General features: G+C 45.4%; 19 protein-coding genes and 2 pseudogenes. 4 read left to right on the top strand and 17 right to left on the bottom strand.

From position 1 onward, the window contains the following. Positions 1-143 precede the first annotated feature (143 nt). The 6 genes from B5G28_RS12025 to B5G28_RS12005 all read right to left on the bottom strand — a co-directional run bounded on the left by B5G28_RS12025 (position 144) and on the right by B5G28_RS12005 (position 5,820). Positions 144-1,643, bottom strand: a complete 1,500-nt coding sequence (locus B5G28_RS12025; RefSeq protein WP_087249139.1) for a protein kinase — start codon at positions 1,641-1,643, stop codon at positions 144-146. Between the two features lie 85 nt (positions 1,644-1,728). After that, positions 1,729-3,372 (bottom strand): recombinase family protein, encoded by a 1,644-nt coding sequence (locus B5G28_RS12020; RefSeq protein WP_087249137.1) that lies wholly within the window; start codon positions 3,370-3,372, stop codon positions 1,729-1,731. A gap of 71 nt (positions 3,373-3,443) precedes the next feature. Next, the gene (locus B5G28_RS14855) at positions 3,444-3,605 is read right to left on the bottom strand and encodes a hypothetical protein (protein WP_204228861.1); all 162 of its coding nucleotides are present in this window, start codon (positions 3,603-3,605) and stop codon (positions 3,444-3,446) included. 66 nt (positions 3,606-3,671) lie between these two features. Next, positions 3,672-4,916 (bottom strand): serine/arginine repetitive matrix protein 2, encoded by a 1,245-nt coding sequence (locus B5G28_RS12015; RefSeq protein ID WP_087249135.1) that lies wholly within the window; start codon positions 4,914-4,916, stop codon positions 3,672-3,674. 333 nt (positions 4,917-5,249) lie between these two features. After that, positions 5,250-5,543 (bottom strand): molecular chaperone, encoded by a 294-nt coding sequence (locus B5G28_RS12010; protein ID WP_087249133.1) that lies wholly within the window; start codon positions 5,541-5,543, stop codon positions 5,250-5,252. After that, on the bottom strand, positions 5,527-5,820 hold the full coding sequence (locus B5G28_RS12005; RefSeq protein ID WP_087249131.1) for a hypothetical protein: 294 nt from the start codon (positions 5,818-5,820) through the stop codon (positions 5,527-5,529). Before B5G28_RS12005 ends, B5G28_RS12010 begins: the two co-directional genes overlap by 17 nt. 380 nt (positions 5,821-6,200) lie before the next feature. Between B5G28_RS12005 and B5G28_RS12000 the strand changes: the two genes are divergently transcribed. Together B5G28_RS12000 and B5G28_RS14530 are read left to right on the top strand one after the other, a co-directional pair. Further along, entirely contained in the window at positions 6,201-7,052 is an 852-nt protein-coding gene (locus B5G28_RS12000; RefSeq protein WP_087249129.1) for a helix-turn-helix transcriptional regulator, read from the top strand. A gap of 272 nt (positions 7,053-7,324) precedes the next feature. Beyond that, a complete protein-coding gene (locus B5G28_RS14530) occupies positions 7,325-8,572 on the top strand; it encodes a phospholipase D family protein (RefSeq protein ID WP_144265537.1) in 1,248 nt (415 codons plus the stop codon). A gap of 37 nt (positions 8,573-8,609) precedes the next feature. Here the strand turns inward: B5G28_RS14530 and B5G28_RS14525 are convergent, their stop codons facing one another. From B5G28_RS14525 to B5G28_RS14850, 11 genes and pseudogenes are all read right to left on the bottom strand, one after another. Next, the gene (locus tag B5G28_RS14525; protein WP_144265536.1) at positions 8,610-10,898 is read right to left on the bottom strand and encodes an N-6 DNA methylase; all 2,289 of its coding nucleotides are present in this window, start codon (positions 10,896-10,898) and stop codon (positions 8,610-8,612) included. A gap of 5 nt (positions 10,899-10,903) precedes the next feature. Continuing rightward, positions 10,904-13,621 carry an N-6 DNA methylase gene (locus tag B5G28_RS11990; protein WP_087249125.1) on the bottom strand — a complete coding sequence of 906 codons (2,718 nt, stop codon included), beginning with the start codon at positions 13,619-13,621 and terminating at the stop codon, positions 10,904-10,906. Between the two features lie 220 nt (positions 13,622-13,841). Further along, positions 13,842-14,123, bottom strand: a complete 282-nt coding sequence (locus tag B5G28_RS11985; protein ID WP_087249123.1) for a DUF6809 family protein — start codon at positions 14,121-14,123, stop codon at positions 13,842-13,844. Between the two features lie 13 nt (positions 14,124-14,136). Continuing rightward, positions 14,137-14,496: a TnpV protein gene (locus B5G28_RS11980; RefSeq protein ID WP_087249121.1), complete on the bottom strand. Its 360-nt coding sequence runs from the start codon at positions 14,494-14,496 to the stop codon at positions 14,137-14,139. 98 nt (positions 14,497-14,594) lie between these two features. Then, positions 14,595-15,184 (bottom strand): annotated as a pseudogene (locus B5G28_RS11975) (TraG/TraD/VirD4 family protein); the annotation flags it as partial. Between the two features lie 85 nt (positions 15,185-15,269). Then, a pseudogene (locus tag B5G28_RS11970) lies at positions 15,270-15,634 on the bottom strand (hypothetical protein). 77 nt (positions 15,635-15,711) lie between these two features. After that, a complete protein-coding gene (locus B5G28_RS11965; RefSeq protein WP_009322148.1) occupies positions 15,712-15,903 on the bottom strand; it encodes a transposon-encoded TnpW family protein in 192 nt (63 codons plus the stop codon). A 44-nt stretch (positions 15,904-15,947) separates the two neighbouring features. Beyond that, the gene (locus tag B5G28_RS11960; RefSeq protein WP_087249119.1) at positions 15,948-16,811 is read right to left on the bottom strand and encodes an ATP-binding protein; all 864 of its coding nucleotides are present in this window, start codon (positions 16,809-16,811) and stop codon (positions 15,948-15,950) included. After that, on the bottom strand, positions 16,808-17,551 hold the full coding sequence (locus B5G28_RS11955; RefSeq protein WP_087249117.1) for a phage replisome organizer N-terminal domain-containing protein: 744 nt from the start codon (positions 17,549-17,551) through the stop codon (positions 16,808-16,810). The genes B5G28_RS11960 and B5G28_RS11955 overlap by 4 nt, the downstream gene beginning before the upstream one ends. Positions 17,552-17,664: 113 nt before the next feature. Next, positions 17,665-18,063, bottom strand: coding sequence for a cysteine-rich VLP domain-containing protein (locus B5G28_RS11950; protein WP_087249115.1), 399 nt, complete (start codon positions 18,061-18,063; stop codon positions 17,665-17,667). Continuing rightward, positions 18,044-18,220 (bottom strand): hypothetical protein, encoded by a 177-nt coding sequence (locus B5G28_RS14850; protein ID WP_204228859.1) that lies wholly within the window; start codon positions 18,218-18,220, stop codon positions 18,044-18,046. The genes B5G28_RS11950 and B5G28_RS14850 overlap by 20 nt, the downstream gene beginning before the upstream one ends. A 106-nt stretch (positions 18,221-18,326) precedes the next feature. On the opposite strand from B5G28_RS14850, the gene B5G28_RS11945 reads away from it, so the two are divergent. Beyond that, the gene (locus tag B5G28_RS11945; protein WP_050616855.1) at positions 18,327-18,602 is read left to right on the top strand and encodes a type II toxin-antitoxin system RelB/DinJ family antitoxin; all 276 of its coding nucleotides are present in this window, start codon (positions 18,327-18,329) and stop codon (positions 18,600-18,602) included. After that, positions 18,599-18,880, top strand: coding sequence for a type II toxin-antitoxin system YafQ family toxin (locus B5G28_RS11940; RefSeq protein WP_087249113.1), 282 nt, complete (start codon positions 18,599-18,601; stop codon positions 18,878-18,880). Before B5G28_RS11945 ends, B5G28_RS11940 begins: the two co-directional genes overlap by 4 nt. Positions 18,881-19,064: the final 184 nt, after the last annotated feature.

Genomic DNA, 19,064 nt, shown 5'->3' with positions numbered 1-19,064 from the left:
GCTCCCCTGGGCTGAAAGCCTTCCCGAGTATTGCAAACTCAAATAATTTTAACCGATTTGAGCTCCTTATGGGAGCTCTTTTCTTTATCCCTCACGGGGGATTATGGAGCGCTTACAATTAAGAGGAGGGAGTAAACCAAGTATCAAGAAGTCTGCTTTCTTAACATTGGATAACGTATATTAATTTCACGCAAGAAATCTGCTGCTCGGTATCTATACTTCGAACAGCCTTCCAGCAAATTATATGCATATTGTTTTACCTTTGAATCGGTTGAATTACGAACAGCATAGTTTGCTATGGATGCAAATAAATCGTAGTTTTCAAAGTGCCCATAGCCTGTTGCAGCAGTGTAATTTCTATTTAATTCTTCCAAAGCAGCCACTTGATCGACTTCTTTAAGTGCAAGCAAAAGTTGTCCAAAATTGTATAATTGATTACTTACAATATAGTATGATAATTCATCTTTTTTTATCAAGTCAAGCAGAAATTCTTCTACATCTGACGTCATTTCTGCTTTTTTGATTTTTTCAAAAATCCTTTTTGTTTTTTCTTCTTCAGTTATATTTTTTGTAGCATTATCAACATCTTGGATTAGATCATCAAAACTCTGATAACGCTTCTTTTTATCTCTATGTATCGCCTTCTCAATTACATATGAAAGTTTTTGATTTAGTTCCGACTCTCTTGTTATGTAATCAATAATTTTGCCAACTGAATATATATCACTTAATTTATCCAGATCTTTAAATGAAGCAAATCCCACTGGATCCATAAAATAATGAGAATTTTTAGGTGTAGATGTTGATTTCAAGCTGTGATTTATCATAGTATCCTTACTTAATCCAAAATCAGAGAGGATAACATTACCATCTTTTATTAATATATTTCCAAGATGCAAATCTCTATGAATAATGCCCGCGTCATGAACATCTTTCATTCCCAATAAAATCTCATTAATAATTTTCAAAAGTATGTCATCTGTTATAAATGGGTTCTTTTTTAAATAATCGTCTAAATTGCAATCACATCTTTCCATCAAATAGGAATCTTCATCTTCCGAATAATTAAAAGCCTTTAACACATACGGGGATTTAGATAATTTCACCATATTTTCATATTCATAGAAAAATCTTTTCTTCCATTCTGGTTTTACTCGATAAATATCTTTTAAGCGTTTTTTCAAGATTTGGTCATTAAAAATATAAATATCACAGTATGAGCCAGAAGAAATCTTGTAGTCATTTTTGATTTGTAACGTCCCAGCTTCTTCTTTTATCTCTAATCCGAAACGTTTTAAAAAAGAGGTTGTCTTGCTAATTATCCTATCATTGTTCTCTTTATGATAAGTTGAGAACTTTACCAAAGTTAAAATTGCCCCAATAACTTTCAGACGGACATCCAAGCTTTCTGTTGAATATTGAGCAAATAGACTATCGGTTTCGCAATAGTCAACTCCAGCTACTGTTTCAAAATAATCCTCAATAGATAAATAATCGATGCCTAAAACAGAGTTATCAAGATAGCAATCTAATGCCAATCCTTGATAGTGTGTTCCATAATTTCCCCATTCATCAACTTCCACTCGTTCTTCTAAAAACTCTTTATCAAAGTATTCGAAAATTTTATTGATTGTTGATTCCATTCATTATTCTCCAATTTAAGGCCTATAAATACAACATAGAATGGAACTTTTCTCCCATTATAAGAAGAAAAGTTCCATTAATATTTTAATTTAAGATTTCTCCAACAAAGTTATAAACGATCCTGACTTCCTGCACCTTCTGTCCATCTACCTTTTGGACTTCACCCACCACAATCCGGCTAATAAGCCGGTTCAACACAGCTTCATCCAGTTTCTGAATGGCAGCATAGCGGCGGATCTCCCGGATAAAGGTACGGAATTCGTTTTCCTGCGCATCTGCCCGGCTCTGCATGACTGCCAGATCATTCAGGCGCTTCTGGTTGGTTTCCTGCTCCTGTTCCAACGTCGCTGTCAGCTTCACAAACCGCTGCTCGGTTACGATTCCTTTAGCCTTGTCCGTATACAGACTTAAAACCATCTCGTCGATTTCCTGATTTCGGGCCTCCAGGCGGGTTCGCTCCTTTTCGGTTTCGGAAGCGTCCACCAGATACTGTCGCTCCATCCGGCTGATTAGCCGCTGATAAAACGCATCGGCATCCTTCATGGCCTGTGCCGCCAATTCCTGGATATCCTTCAGGACCAGATTATACAAATCTCTGGCCTCGATCTTATGACTGGTACAAACATCCTTGCCCTGCCGGTTGTAGGTCTGGCAGATATAATACGTTTTATCAATCGGCTCCCGGATCTCGCCTGTGAGGCGGTTCTTTCCGGTTCTGCCGATCTTCTCATATCTTGCCTGCATGGACTTCCCGCAAGTGGCACAGTAGATAATACCGTGAAAGAGATTATAGAAGGGACAGGGGTCGCCCTTCATAATCGTAGGCCGGCGGTCGATTATCTCCTGCACCCGTTTCCATTCTTCCGGCGTCACAATCGCCTCATGACAATTCTCGATGATCTCCCAATCCTTACGAGGGATAAAATCATAGGTGTTGGTACGGATGCCTTTCTGGTGCGTCCGAAAAACCAGATGAGCCCCCTTATAGAACGGGTTGCGAAGGACACGGCTGATTCTCGAAACACTCCAGGAGTAACGGTTTGGGTCAAACTCCGTCTTGGTTTTGACACGGGTAATTGGAATTTTTTCCTTTCTCATCTGCTTGGCAATTCTCATACAACCCCAGCCATCCAATGCCAGGTCATAGATTTTGCGAATGATCGGCGCAGTCTCGGGGTCAATGATAAGATGCCCTTTGTCGTTCGGGTCACGCTTCAGTCCCATCGGGGTCTGTCCACCGCCAAACTTTCCCTGGCGGGATCGGGTCATGCGCGCCGCCAGCACCTTTTTGGAAATATCTCTGCTGTACATATCGTTCAGGATATTTTTGAAAGGTGTGATGTCCATTTCCTGCCGGGTCAGGCTGTCCACCCCGTCGGTGATGGCAATATAGCGCACATTGTGTTTCGGGAAAAAGATCTCGATATAGGTGCCGACTTCAATATAATTTCTGCCAAGCCGCGAAAGGTCCTTTGTGATGACGCAGCCAACCCTTCCGGCCTCAATATCAGCAATCAGGCGCTGAAACGAAGGCCGGTTGAAGTTGCGGCCTGTATAGCCGTCATCCACATAATATTCATGCTGGAACAGCCCATTCTTTTCGGCAAACTCCCGAAGCATGATTTTCTGATTGCTGATGCTCATGCTCTCGTTATCGCCGCCGTCATCGAGAGAAATGCGGCAATAGAGAGCGGTGATTTTCTGGTTAACTGATTTTTTCCTGTTCATAGAGTTCTCCTTTTATGAACAGGGACACGATATTATTATAATACCATGTCCCTGATTTCGATTCAACTCATTTACGCCGCTTTTTTTGTCGCTTCACGATGCTCCAGCCATTCCTCAAAGTGTTCCAGGGTCTGACGCTCGATCAGCTGTTCAAAGGCTTCCCGCATGGTTTTCTCCCCGGAAAACTCTCGCACCACAATAAAGCGAACCTTGCTTTTTCGGTTTTTCTCCATAGGCTATCTCCACTCCTTATCTCCAAATAGAAAAAGACAGCTGCTTCCAGAGTGAAATCAGCTGCCTCATACTTCCATATCCTGCTTCTGTCTGGGAATGCTCTGCCCTTCCCGTTCCCGCTGTTCCTGATTTTTGCGGTCGGATTCCTGTTTTGCTCTTGCCAGTTTATCTCGGATAGACTCTCTGGCCTTTTCCTTGATCTGCTCCTTGCCGCTCTGTTTTATCTCCGGCTGAAGCAGCTTCTTCTGGATTTTGGTCAGGGCCGACTGCATGGCATTTTTGATTTTTGAAACGACCCCATCCAGCCGGGCGGCGGTATATTCCCGCTCCCTTTTGGGGGCTTTCCGTTCGGGCGAAAGCACCCAGTTTTTCGTTTCCTCTACCAACCTGATATCTTCCTTATGGGTTTCCTGCCGGACGGTGTCCGTCACCACTTCCACCGCCTTGTCATAGGCAACGTCCGACACCTCATCAATCAGGGTTTCTACGTCCTCGATTTTTAGTGTCAGTTCCTCCAGCCGCTGCTCCTGTGCCGCCATCTGTTCTTTCTGTTTCATCAGGATATAATCCTGCTTTTCCAGATACTCCCGCCCGCCATAGGACGGTTCCTGATCCAACTGCAATCCATGCCGCATGGCAATATCAAACAGAATCGTCCGGCAGATTGCATCAAAGGTCTGCTTCCGGTTGTTGTGTCTGCCCTTTGGCTTGTCCGGGGAAGGAAGCGGGATCTCCAGTTCTTCCAGCGCCTTTTCCTGCTGGGGACACAGCTCTCCGTACCGGTTTTGGCAGTCAAACACATGGCGCTCATGGATATGAGGTGTACCCTCATCCAGGTGAAGTGCCCAATCCAGAATGTGAACATGGGAACCGAAGCGCCTTTCAAACTCCTCATAAAACTCCTGGACAATGCAGCCGAGGGTATCCGGGGAAACCGACTGCCCCATCGTGCCGATCTGGTAGATACTCTCCTCCGGGCAGGTCTTGTTGTTTTTCAAGAGGTCCTCTATGGTCCGGTTGCGTTCCGTGTGACGGGTTTTCTCGTTCCGGGCGTTTTGAGCTTCCACATGGCCGCCGTAATGCTCCGAATAATACATCCGTTCGATTTCTTCAAAGGTGTAATCCGGCTGATCCGGGTTGTCCCGGAATGCGTGGGTTGTAAAGCCTCGATAGCAGTCCCAATACACATTCCGTCCCACCCGTTCCGAGTCGATGTGTTCACTGTTCCCCACATCAAACCGGCGGTCATTGTGGCGGGGATTATAGGTGCCATGCTTTCCAGAACGACCATTGTGTCGTGTCAGCTTCAAGCGGAATCCCTCCTTTCATCGGAAAACTTGGATGCGGGGAGAGCGGCGAAGCCGCAAACCCTGCCAGTGTCTGCGGCAGGTAATACCCAGTACAACTTGACGCAAGCATCAAGTTTCCCTGGGCCGAGGTTTTCCACCTCTGGACACCGGAGTAAAGGCTCGCCGCCTCTACACTCTGCACAGGGCGCTGCCGCCCCTGTACCCAGGCACAGAGGGATTGCATCCCTCTGTACTCCCGCACCGGCAAAACCAGCCGCTGCTGGTTCCGCCGGCTCTGTATCCAGCCATACAGCATCGGCTGGACACAGAGTGATTTAGCGGGCAGCACCGCCATCAGGCAATCTTTTCGCCCGCCTCGACCAGCTGAAATCCACGCTCCCTCATCGCTGCCCGCTGTTCCTCGCTGCATGGAGGGATCAGCCGAATGGACAACCTGGATTTGTCAATCACATAGGTCACGCTGCCTTCCGGCGTACTGCTCACCAGACAGCACAGCTGCGGGTACTTTTCACTAAACTCAGCCAGCCTCCGCTTGAGGCTGGCATGAAAGGTGTAGATACTGGCCTGACTCTCCCCCTCGTTCCAGTTGATGATGGTTTCCTTTTCGTACTTAGATAATTTCGCCATACAGATCCTCCTCATACTCGGTGGTGTTCTTCACCAAACGCAGCCGGCGTTTGGCCGCATCATACTCGTCCATTTCCCTGCGAAGATGCAGGTAGAATGCTCGATGCCAGTCCTCCCCAATCTCTGTTTCCACCTTCCGGGCCAGCTCCAGCGTTCGGCGTTTGGCTTCCGGGTCAACCGCCAGTGTTGTCAGCAGCTTCAGCCTGGTCACTGTGTTGTGGTGGTTGGGGCAAGCAAAAACATACAAAAGCTTCTTTTCCTCTAAGCTCAGCTTCATTGCCATTCCCTCCTTTCAGTTCTGCTTCAACGGACAGATTTTGTCCGTTGATTTGCCGGGGTCTTGTTTCCCCGATACTGCCTGTTGCCTTTCGGTTTGCCGATCTGCCTGCAAGTCGCTCCTGCCCGGAATCTCCCGGCGTATTGTCCTCCTTGGTGCGCTTTTATCGTGGCATCACTTCCCCGGAGGTCATACCCCTTGCAGTCGGTCATCTGCTTTTCAAGGTTCTGTCCCTGTCTGCGAGAATCATTTTACCGAAAAAAAAGGGGCCTCTCCCGTATGTCCGAAACGTCGAAAAAATACGACAATCCAGGATATTTCCACGCTTTTGGAATCGTGTTATAATGGGTTCAAATATAAAAGAAGAAGGGGGCCATTGGATGCACACCAAGCTGTCTATTTCGGAGCGGCTGAAGGATTTACGGGTAGTGGACAAACACCTGACACTGGAACAGCTGGCTGAACAGACCGGCCTGTCCAAATCGGCATTGGGAAAATACGAAAGCGACGATTACAAGGACATCAGCCCCTTCGCCATCGCCACCTTGGCAAAGTTTTATGGCGTGTCCACTGACTACCTGATGGGACTGTCTGAAAATAAAAATCACCCAAACACCGAGCTTCAGGCTCTGCATTTGAGTGATGAGATGGTAGCATTATTGAGCAGTGGGAAAATCAACAACCGGCTGCTGTGTGAGATTGCCACACACGAAAACTTCCAGCGGCTGATGACCGATATTGAGATTTACGTTGATAGGATTGCCGATATGCGGATCGCCCAGATGAATCTGGTTCTGGAAGCCACCCGGCAGGAAGTCCTCCGCAGCCATGCGCCGGGAGAAAATGACCTCTACGTCCGTACCTTGGAGCTGGGACAGGTCCAGGAGAGCGACTTTTTCAGTCACACCATCCACGATGATCTGGACAGCATCGTCCAGGACATTCGCCAGGCTCATCTCCCCGACCGCACCACCGCTGATCCTCAGCCTTCTTTGACCGATGTCAAAGAGCAATTTGACCGCGCCATGCAGCTGGGCAGCAATGAGGAGCGGGTGATCCACGAGTTCTGTGACCGGATGCAGATCCCCTTTGACAAGATTGCGTCGGATGATTTCTCGGCGTTTATGCGGATACTGAGCTTATCCAAGCTGATGAAGAATCCCAACAATATGAGGGGGAAAGCTCGGCCTCAGCTCCCTTATAACGGTGTAAAAAAGAAAAAAAGGGGATGAACTGAAAGATTATCCGATACTAACAACGAACGGCCTACATCTCATATATTTTCATAATCCACTACAGCTTCCATTTATCAAGAGCTAGTTGGGTTAACGCATTGGTCAAAGGATATGCAAATGTTGAGTACAAGGTTTCATGGGGCAGTTATAATAAACGGATATAAGTCAAAATGAGCAAAACAAATACAATCTTTTTGTAAAAAGTTCATAGTTGTCTTGGCCATAATTATCCCCTATAATTAACTTGCATCTTAAATGGAGGTGATTTTATGATAATGATAAATCAGCCGTTTCATGGTCAATTAGGTGAATTACTTTGCGAAAAGCTTACCCAGCCTTTGGGGCATGTGGCGAGTTTTACAATGTTTTCTGCTTTTGCAAAAAATAGCGGTGTTTTAAGGTTGAAACCTGCTCTGGAACAGTTTAAAACCGCAGGTGGACATATTATAGCGTTCATCGGTGTAGATGCACATGGAACTTCCTATGAAGCAGTGCTCAATCTATTCGAGTTGTGTGATGCACTTTATATCGTACATTCTGAAAGCCCTGCATCAACCTTCCATTCAAAGATTTATGAATTTACAAACGATAGTGACACATGGATTGCAATTGGTTCCAATAACTTGACCGGTGGCGGATTATGGACAAATTTTGAAAGTGCAGTTTGCTTTGAAGGTGGACATGAATCTGGAGATTGCGTACGTAAGATCGCTGAACTTGCAGACAAGTACAAAAATCCAGCATATCCTTGTTCCCGCCGAATTACATCTCGTGATGATATTGATGAGTTGCTAGCAGAAGATTACCTGCGGAGTGAAATGCGAATCCAGATGGAAACTCATAATGACGCGAGACATCCGGCTGAACAACATACAAGAAGGAATCTCTTTGGCACTCAAAATGGTATCCATCTTCCCCAAATTGAAAGAGTAGGCCCACAACATCCAGTAGGAACTACTGTTCATAACAATCCAGATCAGGAAGGCGTAAGGGCTGTTTACAAAATCACCAATAGTAATGCATCAGAACGCATGTGGTTCGAGATGCGAGAGTCCACTGGTGGTTCACGCAATATTTTGGATTTGTCTAAACTAGGCACAATCATTGCTGGCAATCCACATGGTACTCGGTATGAAACCAACGATCCGGAGTTTATACTCGGTGGTATTGCATTCTTTGATATCGATCCAGAGAGCACAAATGTCGAGAAGTCTATTACAGTAAATTATAACGGTATTGATTATATCGGCTGCACGATAAAATTTCCTACTGGTGATCATAGTAATGGTTCTTGGAGAATCCAGATGAAAGGTCAATCTGAAGCAGGCGTAAAAATTCACCGAGTTGGTGGCGCAGAATGGCTACGTCACAAAATTCTTGTTTTTGAAAAGATTCGAACAGATTATTACACCTTGTCTGTACTAGACAAAGATTGTGTAGAGGATTTGATCAAACAAAGCACTGTGGTTGCAACCAATGGTTCTTCACCAACTTCAAAAAAATATGGTCTTCTATGAGACATAAAAATAGGGCTGCATTATTGCAGCCCTATTTTTAATATTTAGGGAATGTTTGCAAAATATCGCGATATGTCGCAGTATCCATGTTATATGCATCTGCAAAAAGCCGGTCCAGCACCTGTTTGAGTTGATCTACTGTAACTGCTGTATCAATAGGATAGATTATTTTTTCAATCTTCTGTATCAGCTGATTTAGGGTAGGTTCTCTCTTTAAGATAGCATACACGCAAGAAAAAATATGTGTTTTGATTGATGCGCAAATGTTATTACAGACCACTTCTTTTTCATAGGCCACTTTGTCTGGTACGGGAATTTGACGAATAACGCTTTGTGTCAAGTCAATGCCTGGCATTTTCAGCCTTACAAAATAATCAAAGGGTATAGAATTGAACAACGCAAGAATCATAATTAGATCCTGTTCATCTTCAACCTGGAGCATTTGAATCGATTGACACGTTGGACAGGTTGGAAGAATCATGGCAATCATAGTACGAGCATTTGTTGCAGAGGTTAAGCTCCTCCAACATAATGAATACGCCTTGTCATATTGTTTACTATACTTATCCCAGAAATATTTTTTTATAAAAAATCTGCTTTCTGGAATCAATTTTAGCCCATCAAGTCCAATTTCATCATTTTTCTTAGCAGTTGCTTTTGCTGCATATTTTTTATCAGCCTCCATACCTCTAAACGTCGAGAAACGGGCATCATATTGTTCAATAAACTTTCCCTCATAAATTGGAAGATTATCCTGTTTCTTTTCTCGATCAATTTGCTGCGCATGGGCGGTCAAATGAATTAGTCTACCAAAATGGCATTTAGGGTAAACCTCTTCGAACAAAGGAAATTCCGCATGACTTTTAAGTAATGTCTGAATATTTTTAGTGGACGAAACATTTGGAAGCATTCCAGAAAAAGGGTTCATTTGCAGCACATCATTTTTAGTCAGTTTAATTTCGGAACAAGTGTTCAATTCTTCTATCGATTGAAGTCCTGCACAGAACAGAAATGTCTCTGACTTTTTATTGGATAAAATAATAACTGCAAAACGTTCTCTGGAATCAATTTGAAATATCTTCTTTCGATTTTCAAAAAGACTGATAGAAGAAATCACTTCATTTTTAAGCAAATAGCTCCATAACGGTTTTTGGGCCGGAGTAGTCACCAATGTGCTTTTAACAATAAGCGCACAAATACCACTGTCACTTAAAAGCTTGTATGACAATTCAGTGAAAAGCGCATATGTATTTAACTCACCAGAAACAGATTGCACAATTAATGGATGCTTAAAAGTGCGGCTGCTCATGGATGCGTAATCTTTGGCTATTTCCTCAAACCAATTAAATAATTCAGGCCAGCTGTATTGAAGATTCGATATTGCTTTTTCTCTTTCATCTTTTTTTGCTAACTCAGAAATTTCTGGAGCATAGGATGAAAAGAACTTTCTTTCTTCAAAGCGGATCTTCTCCCAAGGAGGATTACCTAAAACAATATCAAACGGAACAAGGCCGTCTCTTTGGTTGAAGTTCATGCCAATCGCAGGAGCATAGAATCGTCCTAATGCAAACATATCATGTTTTTCACGCAAATTTCCCTCAATAGATGTAGAGACCAAGGGATTTCCTAAGTGAAAATGACTTGATATTGTCTGCCAATCATCATAGTCAGCCTGGGAAAGTAAGTTTCCTACAGTAATCAGCATTACCACTGGATCAACATCTGAACCCCAGAAAAAAGTAGCTGAAACAGAATATGGAATTTGTTTCTCTTCAAGAAGATATTCCTGTGCAGCATTAAAAAATTCTCCACCACCACAGGATAAATCAGCAATGCGAATTGCGTATTTTTTATTACATTGTTCTAGGCACTCCAGATTTTTAAACGCTTTTAATACAACTGCTTTGGCAAGCGTATTAGGTGTATAGTATGATCCAGTTGTATCACGCGCAACTTTTCCCTGTTTTAATGATATGTCATTCCGTCTGATGCACAAATCCATACCAAGAAGACATTCTCTCAATACCACAAGATTGATATTACAGACTGAGTCATCTGTGAAGAATTCATAGTCACGAATAAGATACTCGTTTTGCCTTTCAAAAGATGTTAGGTCATCTGGAATCAAATTCATCTGAACGAGAGTATTTAGGGAGCAACTGTGCTTTGAGGATGATAGTTGCTTGCAAACAGCTCTTGCAAAGTATAGAAGTGTTAGATCATGCCAGAATATTTTAACCTTTTTGATATCGCGAAAGTTATTGCAAAATTTGGACCTAGTAATTGCCAGCATAATAGAAGCCAAGTCCAGTGCTGTTTTATTCATAGTTCTTATTCTCCTGAAGGAATGATCATATCAGAATTTTTATCAAAGGAATAAATAGGACACTTTAAAAAAGACTCAGCATGAACAATATTAAATTCTGTACGTATCCAATTCTTGAATTCATTTAACTCTGCATTATTTGTAATCCCTGATTTTAGGGAAATATCTGCCACTGACATTCCAATACGTTGTTCTTTGTATCGCAGTGCTGACATCACTAAAGCATGGAAGTAAAGAGTTTGATATAATTCAATCACTTTGTCCAGATCAACTTGTTCTTTGGTAAAGGCATTATAAATAGTCTCACAAGAAATAGAGAACTTCTGCGAAAGAAATTCTATAATCCCATCACATCCCAATGATTTTTTAGTGGCTTTTGTTCGTTTAAGGTCACAGTTGTAATCCAGGGATTTTGTAAAAATTTCCGGCCATTCTTTTATATCCAGTTTTTCTGAAGACCCGCGACTATAAATTACTTTTGAACCAAGATACGCATTAATAGCGTCAATATCTTCTTTTGTTAAACCCATTTCAGAGAAAATCTCTTGGTCAATTTGTTCCTCTAGTTTTAGCTGTGTCCATTCACAATACAAGTCATCATGCAACCATTGATGAACAGCCCTTTTTACAGATATGGTTTCATCATGGCATAAGTAGTGAAATTCGATATTATAGGGGCGCTTTTCCAGCCGTCTTTTTTTCAAATCAATACATTGTTCTGCCAGTATTGAGAGAGATTTTGACTTTATCAACTTTTCTGATAGAGGAATTTTTGCAATGTATCCTGCTGCAATGGTCAGCTTAGGAGAAAGCAAACGAACATAATAGGATGCATATCTGGAATTCAGAAACGCCAAATGAGCATAGCGATCTCCGGTCCGAACCCGAATACCAGGTCCAGATGCCACAAAAATTTGTTCAGGAAGAAGTTTTCTTACATTTAATCCAGCAGTACCTGTATCACTAAACACCATTTGAGTTTCACCAAAGTATTTGGCATTTCGGATTGCAGAACCTTTAATAGCTTTTATATATTCTCCATCTTTTCCCCACTTTACACAGTAGTGATTTAAGCCTTGCCACCGTGCATAACCTCCCCCTTTGCTAACCAATCGCCAGTCCGGATCTCCAATATGTTCCCAAAAAGGCCTGATCAGTTTTTTAGAATCACCTGTAGATGTTCCCTGCATGGGCACTGCATAAGTTCCGTACTGCTCAGAATTTAATAAATTCGTTCGCAGTTGAGTAGAACTAACCATATCAAATCTTGCTTCTGCATTGTTCAACACATTTTCTTGAAGAACAAAATGAGAATATATATCATCAGAAGATAGTATATCTTCAATTTGAGCAGTCTCCATCGTATTTAGAGAAGTTAATTTAATTTTTGACTTTATCTGAGGCAAAGACTTTTCGAAATACAATAGTGCAACATTCGTTTTTTCGCCATTTAGATCATAGAAAGCATTAGAGCCAAGTTCCCAAATAGAATGAATCGTACATTCTGAAAGTAATTTTTCTCTAAAGGATGTAAAGCTGTTTAAATACATCCAACTATTTTGAGTAACCAATCCGGCTTTTCCGCCAACTTTCAGCATTTTTGCTGATAACTCTATAAAAGCGTTGCACATATCGCACTTGCACTGTGAATAATACTGCTTAAGATATTCTTTTTGTTTTTCACCCATTCCTTTGACAGTTTGAAATGGTGGATTAGTTACTATTACATCAATATTCTGAAAAACATCTTGAATCTTCATACCTACTGGCTTACCTACCATGCGAATTGTCTGCGGGAAAAAACTCGCATCTAAAGCGCCACCAATAGTATTGTCTGCCGGAAAGAAAATCTTAGGTAAAAAAGAATTGAAAATAGAAATATCACAATTTCCGCAGTATTTTGTCATCAAAGCTATGCATTTAAGTCGGAGATTGATAAACGCCACAACGGCTAAACAAGGGTCAATTTCGTATCCATAAATATTTCCCAAAACTTTATTTAGTTTATCAACTGTTTTCCTCGAGTCGCTTACTTTTGTCAGGCACTTTTCCGCAATCACGTCAAGACAATACAGTAAAAAGTTACCTCCACCACACGCCGGATCCATCAATTTCATTTCTGGTTCAATGTGCAATGAATTGACCAACGTGGAAACCATATATTTTTCAGTGAAAAATTGTGTTGAACTATATTGTGTATGTTCTCCAATTTTATTAATATATTGATAGCACCACGAAAGAGAATCATCGCAGAAAAGACCATATTGCGAGATAAATTTTTCAATTAAATTCTGAACCCGCAATATACTGGACATTTTTTTTCTTTTAGTCTCGGTAGTTTGGCATACAACGCTGTAAGAAGCTTCTATATCATCGCTATGAACATAATGCGCAAGTAACTCTGAAGCAAATATGGTAATAATTTCCATTTTAGCTTCATTTAATGATAACCCATCCATGAGTAATAGTTGCATAGCTTTCGTCGAAATGGCTTTAATCTGATTTCTTGCAACTCGGATTGGATTTGTCTTATATGTCATGAGATTAGATTCCTTTTTATGTTTAATTCTTCTATCAGATGGTTTTTCCGCATCCTCTGGAAGTATCCACATATTACCCACTCGAATAGCATTTTCTATTCTGTGTGAAGCGCAAAGTATTTGTACTCTACGCTTGCTGATTCCCCATTTAGTAGCCGCCTCTTGGGCTGATATATAGTTCATTGAATCACCCTCTTGAAATTATATTCGCAATAAAGAACAATGTCAACACACTTTCTCATCATCTTTACTATGTAGCGGTGCACTTCCACTAGTATTTGCTCAATATGGGTGCTATTGGGTTTCTTTTGCAAACCCGTAAAACAACTTAGACGATATTTATGAAGACATTGCTGAGGAATAAGCCTACAAGTTATTTGCAAGCAAAAATCCAGATTAAAAGTTATTTATGATCCCACTGCCCCATTAGCTTATAGGCCTCCTGTTGTACTAGCAGCCCTGCCGAAAAACCAACCTTGAAGTGGCACTCATTCTCCTCGCACTGGGCGATGGAAGCCTGATCCTGGAGTTCCTCCACCAGGTCGTAATCTTCTTTGCTCAGCTTTTCAGCTAGCCGATCCATAATCTTCTCGCAGGCTTTTAGTGCGTTCCGGTATTTTTCGGACTTCGGTACAACCGTTTCGCTGGGATAAAAGTCCCCGCTATAAATCGCTTCCAGAATCATGGTCCTACCCTCCTCATACATAGATCATCTCAGCCTGGCTGCGGATGGAGTTCATGGCCTGCACCCAGCGTACCGGATCGCTGGCTTTCAATTCCTCCGTGATGCCCTCGGTCTGGGCCATCTGCTGGACAATCAGACAACACCGTTCTGCGGCCTGCTCGTCCAGGTCAGCCAGGATGGTATGCAGCCTGCCGGACAGAAGCAGTGACTGATAAAGGACAGGTCTGTAACTTTTCAGGTATTCTCTATGTAACTGGCCCCATCGGCCGATGGGGTGATGATCGGTCGGACAAATCAGGTTTGGGATATAGTAATCCCCCACCAGCGTGTAGCTGATACCCTTGTCATGAATTTTCTTTGGCAACTGCTCCATAATTAGACCTCCTGTACTCGATTTGTTCCGAATCCAGCCGATCGTGTCCCTGTCCATGTTAAATTCAAGGCAGCTGAACTCTTCACGAACAATTATGGCATATCATGCCCGGTTTTCTGGTACGATGTGCCGTAGCTGGGGCTGTTGCCGCGGGTGTCCGAGGTGTTGTAAAGGTCGATCGTCTCTTTCCCTAGTGCCGCGGCAAGTTCCTTGAGGGTCGTGTTTTCCGCCCCCCCAGAAAGACCTGGCTGTCCATGTTGCCGATGATGGTGTCGGCGTTGTCCTTATACAGCGCCTTCAGCTGGGACTGGGCCTGCAAAACCAGACAAGCCGAGATTTCCCGGCTGCGAATGGTGGCCACCAGCTTTTCCAGGTTCGGAATCTGGCCGATGTTGGCACACTCGTCAATCAGGCAGCGCACATGGACGGGAAGCCGTCCGCCATATACGTCATCTGCCTTTTCACAGAGCAGATTGAATAGCTGGGTATAAACCATTGAGATCAGGAAATTGAAGGTGCTGTCTGTATCGGACATGATGAGGAATAGTGCTGTTTTCCGGTCGCCCAGGGTATCCAGTTCCAGTTCATCGTAGGCCGTAATCTCCCGAAGCTCCGCAATATCAAAGGGGGCCAGGCGGGCACCGCAGGAAATAAGGATCGACTTGGCGGTCTTGCCCGAAACGAGTTGTCAAGGACTTTTTAATCAAATTCACAAAAAAGCCACAAAAAAGTGCCAGAAGCAGATTTTAGCTCCTGACACTTTTACGGATGGGTTATTTGCTCCTGCTTAACAGTTCGTCGCAAAGGTACGCATATTCCGGCAGTTGGTCGATATAGGGTTTCCAGCGCCGCTTAATCTCGGCCAGTTCCAGCGGATCAGCGTCCTCGAAGTCATGGTCGTTTCCGGTCATTCCAAAAACATCCAGTGCTATATCATTCAAGCACTCATTACAAAGACCGGCAGCGGACTCTATCCAGTTGCCGGTGTCAATATAGACCGGGTCGATAGATATTGCCAGCCACACATAGCCGACCTTGTCCGACCAAACCAAATCATAAGCGGTCATCTGCCGGATATGTTTCTCAAACACTTTGCGGACGCGCTCAATCTCATTTTCTCTTTTTCTGTGTACAGCATTTTCGTGTCCTCCTTGGCTAAAAGTTTTGGTGTGTACCGTCATCAGTTTAACACAAGGCGACTGGCTTTATCAGCGGTCACATCTGCTGTATCTCGTTTTTGAGCATACGCTTGATTTTGTCGCTCATGGTTTCAGTGCTGGTATTGCTGAAATGGACGCGCACCTTGTAGGTAGTCTTGCCGATTTTCTTTACCAGCGCGGGGGCGTCCTCCGGCGCTCTGGCCGGGGTGGTGTCTGCGGTCTGCATGGTACGGGTTTCTTCGCTCATGGCGCTCCTTTCTCCGGGCGGGGCTGCGCCGCCCGGCAACACAATCAATCGCTCTTACGGTTCACAATGTCTTTTGCCGCCTGCCTGGTGGCCCCGGCGTTTTCCTCCCGGAAGTTCTTCCCGGCAAAGAGGATCGGGGCGCACCGTTCCAGAATACGGTCATAGATACGGGCGTGGGCCAGGTCGGGCGGATTTTTGAGTTCGGCCAGCTTCAGGTTGGTGGTGATAATCATGGGCCTGCGGCTGCGGTAGCGGCTGTCAATGACGAAAAACATCTGCTCCATCGCATACTCGGTGCTGCGCTCCACACCCAAATCGTCAATGATAAGCAGGTCGTATTCGTCAAAGCTGGCGATAAAGTCGGCCCTGTCCTCGGAGAACATCCCGGTCAGGCGGTTCAGGATGGTGGGAAAGTTCGTCATCAGCACCGGCACATCCCGGTCAAGCAGGGCGTTGGCGATACAACCGGCGAAAAAGGACTTGCCGGTTCCCACATCCCCGAACAGCAGCAGGCCGGTGTTGTTTTTGTATGCCTCCTTCCAGTTCTCCACATAGGCGCGGGCCTTGTCCATCAGGGGATTTTGGCCGTTGTCGTTGGCAAAGGTGTAGTCGTACAGATAGCGGTCTTGCAGGCCCTGGGCCTTCCGGCGCTTGATGCGCTCCATGCGGCGCTGCCGTTCCTCAGCGGCCTTGCGCTGTTCCTCGGCCTCCCGCTGGCACTGGCAGATACAGCGGGGCATGAAGTAGCCGGGTTTCCCAAAGCATGGCACAACGGTCTGCCTCTGGCCGCCGCACTTTTTACAGTGAATGAGGCCGTCTGCCGGGTCTATGTACTCGTCCCCGGCCAGCTCCACACCGGCGGCTGCCTTGTCGATCAGCGCCCGGATTTCTGCGGTAATCTCCATCATACGGTTTCATCCTCCTTTACGCTGTAATCCCGGTTGCGGGTGGGCGGGGCCGCCTTTTTCGCGTCCTCACCGGCCCAGCGCCGGATGGTGGCGGCATGGCTTTGATACCGCTTGCCGGTAGAAGCCATATACTCGGACAGCTTTTCGATGTACTGGCCCCATACCGTGGGAAAACTGGCCTGCAAGTCTGCCAGTTCCTCGTCCGTCAGGAAAACATTCTGGTAACGGCCATAGGTGCGGGCGCTACGCCCCGTTTCGGGGCGTCCCTTCTCTATCTCTCTCTTTATCTCTATCTCTTTCTCTAACTCTATCTCTGGTGGACGAATGTCGGACAAATGTCCGCCATCTGTCCGGGGCGCGGAAAGGGCCTTGTTTTGGAGCCTTGCCGCCCGCTTTCGTTCGGCCTCGGTGGAGGACTGGCCGATCAACAGTTCGATATTGCTCATGTAAAAAGTGCCGCTGTCCAGCACTTCCACAAGGCCCAGCTTCAGGAAGATTTGCAAGGCCCTCTCCACAGTGCCGATCTGCTGGCGGGTGATGGTGGCGATCATCTGCGCCGTGTAGAGGATATTCTCGTCAAGCTGGAGCCGCCCACCGTGTTTCAAGGATTTCAGATACAGCTTGAGCAGAATGTTGGAGTACAGCACACCGTCCTGCATACTTTCCAGCAGTACGATGGAGTCATCGTCAAAATAGTTCTCTTTGAGTTTCAGGTAGTAATATTTTCGATTGTCTGACATGGGTTCCTCCTTGGGGTTTATTTCAGGGGTCTATACGCCTTTAGAGGGCCGTTTTGGGGGCCAGAGGATAAATCTATCAGGCCCCCAGCGACACCCTCGAAAAAAGCCTTGATTTACAAGGGGTTTTCGGCCCCTAAAGCGTGACACTTAGCCCTCTGTTTGCGCTTGCGCTGGGCGGCCTTGATACGCTTCATGCGTCCGGCACATTCCGGGCAGTATTTGGCCCGGTTGGAGCCGGGTGTGAACAGCGCCCCGCAGACGGCGCACCGTTTGGCGTCCAGGCAGTGGAACAGGGCCGTTTCCAGTTCTCTGTCCAGCGGCAGCACCGCCGCCCGGAACCACCGGCACAACAGGGCGTAGGAAATGGACTGGACGCAGACACATTCCTCCCCATCGTCCAGCGTGATGCAGTTGCCGCCGTCATAGTTGCAGCACTCATGTACCAGCCACCGCGCTCTGCGGTACTGGCGGTAGTCCATGACGGGGATGGGTTCAGGCTTGCTTTTCTTCATGCTGGCACTTCCCGCACCCGCCGCAGTTGTCGCAGCCCTGGCAGGCATGGGCTTCCGGCTCCGGGCCGGTGGGCGCGTCTGCCGGTTCCGGCTGCAACAGGGCAAGGGGCAGGTCGATATTCAGGTGGACGGTCACAAGATAGTGAGCGGTAGTCATAGGCGGTTCCTCCTTAATTTTTTGTGAATTTCAAGGCTATTGAGTTGATTTTGCGTTGCAAATGGCATATACTATAAGTGCAATAAACTTGAAAGGGGCTGATACAATGGCTAACACGACAAATTTCAGCGTCCGTATGGACAGCGACATCAAAAAGCAGTGTGAAACGCTTTACAACGAATTAGGCGTGAACCTTACCACAGCGATCAATGTCTTTCTGCGTCAGTCGCTCCGCGCCGGTGGCTTTCCCTTTGAAGTCAGGCTGGAACAGCCCAACAAGGAAACCATTGCCGCCATGTTGGAGGCAGAACGGATTGCGCGTGATCCCAGCGTGAAGCACTACTCCGATGTGGAAGAAGCCCTCCGGGAGCTGAAAAGATGAAGCGCGACATTGTTTGGACGACAAAGTTCAAAAAGGACTACAAGCTGGCGATGAAGCGTCACATGGACATCGGCCTGCTGGATGACATCATCCGGGCCTTGTCACGGGGCGAAAAACTGCCAGAGAAAAACAAAGACCATGAGCTGACCGGCGATTGGGTGGGGCATCGGGAATGCCACATTCAGCCGGACTGGCTGCTCATCTACCGCATAGATGACGATGTGCTGGTGCTGACGCTGGCCCGCACCGGGACGCACAGCGACCTGTTCGATAAATGAGAGTGCTGCCGCCGTATGGGGAAACCTGTACGGCGGTTTTTCTGTGTGCAAAGGGTGTCACGAAACGGAGCTGTTGACAAACTCTGAAATCTCGCTTTATCATCTGAACCATGGTACAATAAAGAAAAAACGAGTGTGAAGCGTATGATGAGACGAGACGGCAGCAAACAACTGAAAATGACCT

This window comes from Faecalibacterium sp. An77, assembly GCF_002161315.1.
Classification (GTDB): Bacteria; Bacillota; Clostridia; order Oscillospirales; family Ruminococcaceae; genus Faecalibacterium.
The sequence above is the reverse complement of the archived record's forward strand: the minus strand, read 5'-3'. Positions and strand labels throughout refer to the sequence as shown.

Bases quoted from the DNA above. Each gene is read 5' to 3' on its own strand.
- B5G28_RS12025 (WP_087249139.1), bottom strand. From the start codon at position 1,643: ATGGAATCAACAATCAATAAAATTTTCGAATACTTTGATAAAGAGTTT.
- B5G28_RS12020 (WP_087249137.1), bottom strand. From the start codon at position 3,372: ATGAACAGGAAAAAATCAGTTAACCAGAAAATCACCGCTCTCTATTGC.
- B5G28_RS14855 (WP_204228861.1), bottom strand. From the start codon at position 3,605: ATGGAGAAAAACCGAAAAAGCAAGGTTCGCTTTATTGTGGTGCGAGAG.
- B5G28_RS12010 (WP_087249133.1), bottom strand. From the start codon at position 5,543: ATGGCGAAATTATCTAAGTACGAAAAGGAAACCATCATCAACTGGAAC.
- B5G28_RS12005 (WP_087249131.1), bottom strand. From the start codon at position 5,820: ATGAAGCTGAGCTTAGAGGAAAAGAAGCTTTTGTATGTTTTTGCTTGC.
- B5G28_RS12000 (WP_087249129.1), top strand. From the start codon at position 6,201: ATGCACACCAAGCTGTCTATTTCGGAGCGGCTGAAGGATTTACGGGTA.
- B5G28_RS14530 (WP_144265537.1), top strand. From the start codon at position 7,325: ATGATAATGATAAATCAGCCGTTTCATGGTCAATTAGGTGAATTACTT.
- B5G28_RS14525 (WP_144265536.1), bottom strand. From the start codon at position 10,898: ATGAATAAAACAGCACTGGACTTGGCTTCTATTATGCTGGCAATTACT.
- B5G28_RS11990 (WP_087249125.1), bottom strand. From the start codon at position 13,621: ATGAACTATATATCAGCCCAAGAGGCGGCTACTAAATGGGGAATCAGC.
- B5G28_RS11985 (WP_087249123.1), bottom strand. From the start codon at position 14,123: ATGATTCTGGAAGCGATTTATAGCGGGGACTTTTATCCCAGCGAAACG.
- B5G28_RS11980 (WP_087249121.1), bottom strand. From the start codon at position 14,496: ATGGAGCAGTTGCCAAAGAAAATTCATGACAAGGGTATCAGCTACACG.
- B5G28_RS11965 (WP_009322148.1), bottom strand. From the start codon at position 15,903: ATGAGCGAAGAAACCCGTACCATGCAGACCGCAGACACCACCCCGGCC.
- B5G28_RS11960 (WP_087249119.1), bottom strand. From the start codon at position 16,811: ATGATGGAGATTACCGCAGAAATCCGGGCGCTGATCGACAAGGCAGCC.
- B5G28_RS11955 (WP_087249117.1), bottom strand. From the start codon at position 17,551: ATGTCAGACAATCGAAAATATTACTACCTGAAACTCAAAGAGAACTAT.
- B5G28_RS11950 (WP_087249115.1), bottom strand. From the start codon at position 18,063: ATGAAGAAAAGCAAGCCTGAACCCATCCCCGTCATGGACTACCGCCAG.
- B5G28_RS14850 (WP_204228859.1), bottom strand. From the start codon at position 18,220: ATGACTACCGCTCACTATCTTGTGACCGTCCACCTGAATATCGACCTG.
- B5G28_RS11945 (WP_050616855.1), top strand. From the start codon at position 18,327: ATGGCTAACACGACAAATTTCAGCGTCCGTATGGACAGCGACATCAAA.
- B5G28_RS11940 (WP_087249113.1), top strand. From the start codon at position 18,599: ATGAAGCGCGACATTGTTTGGACGACAAAGTTCAAAAAGGACTACAAG.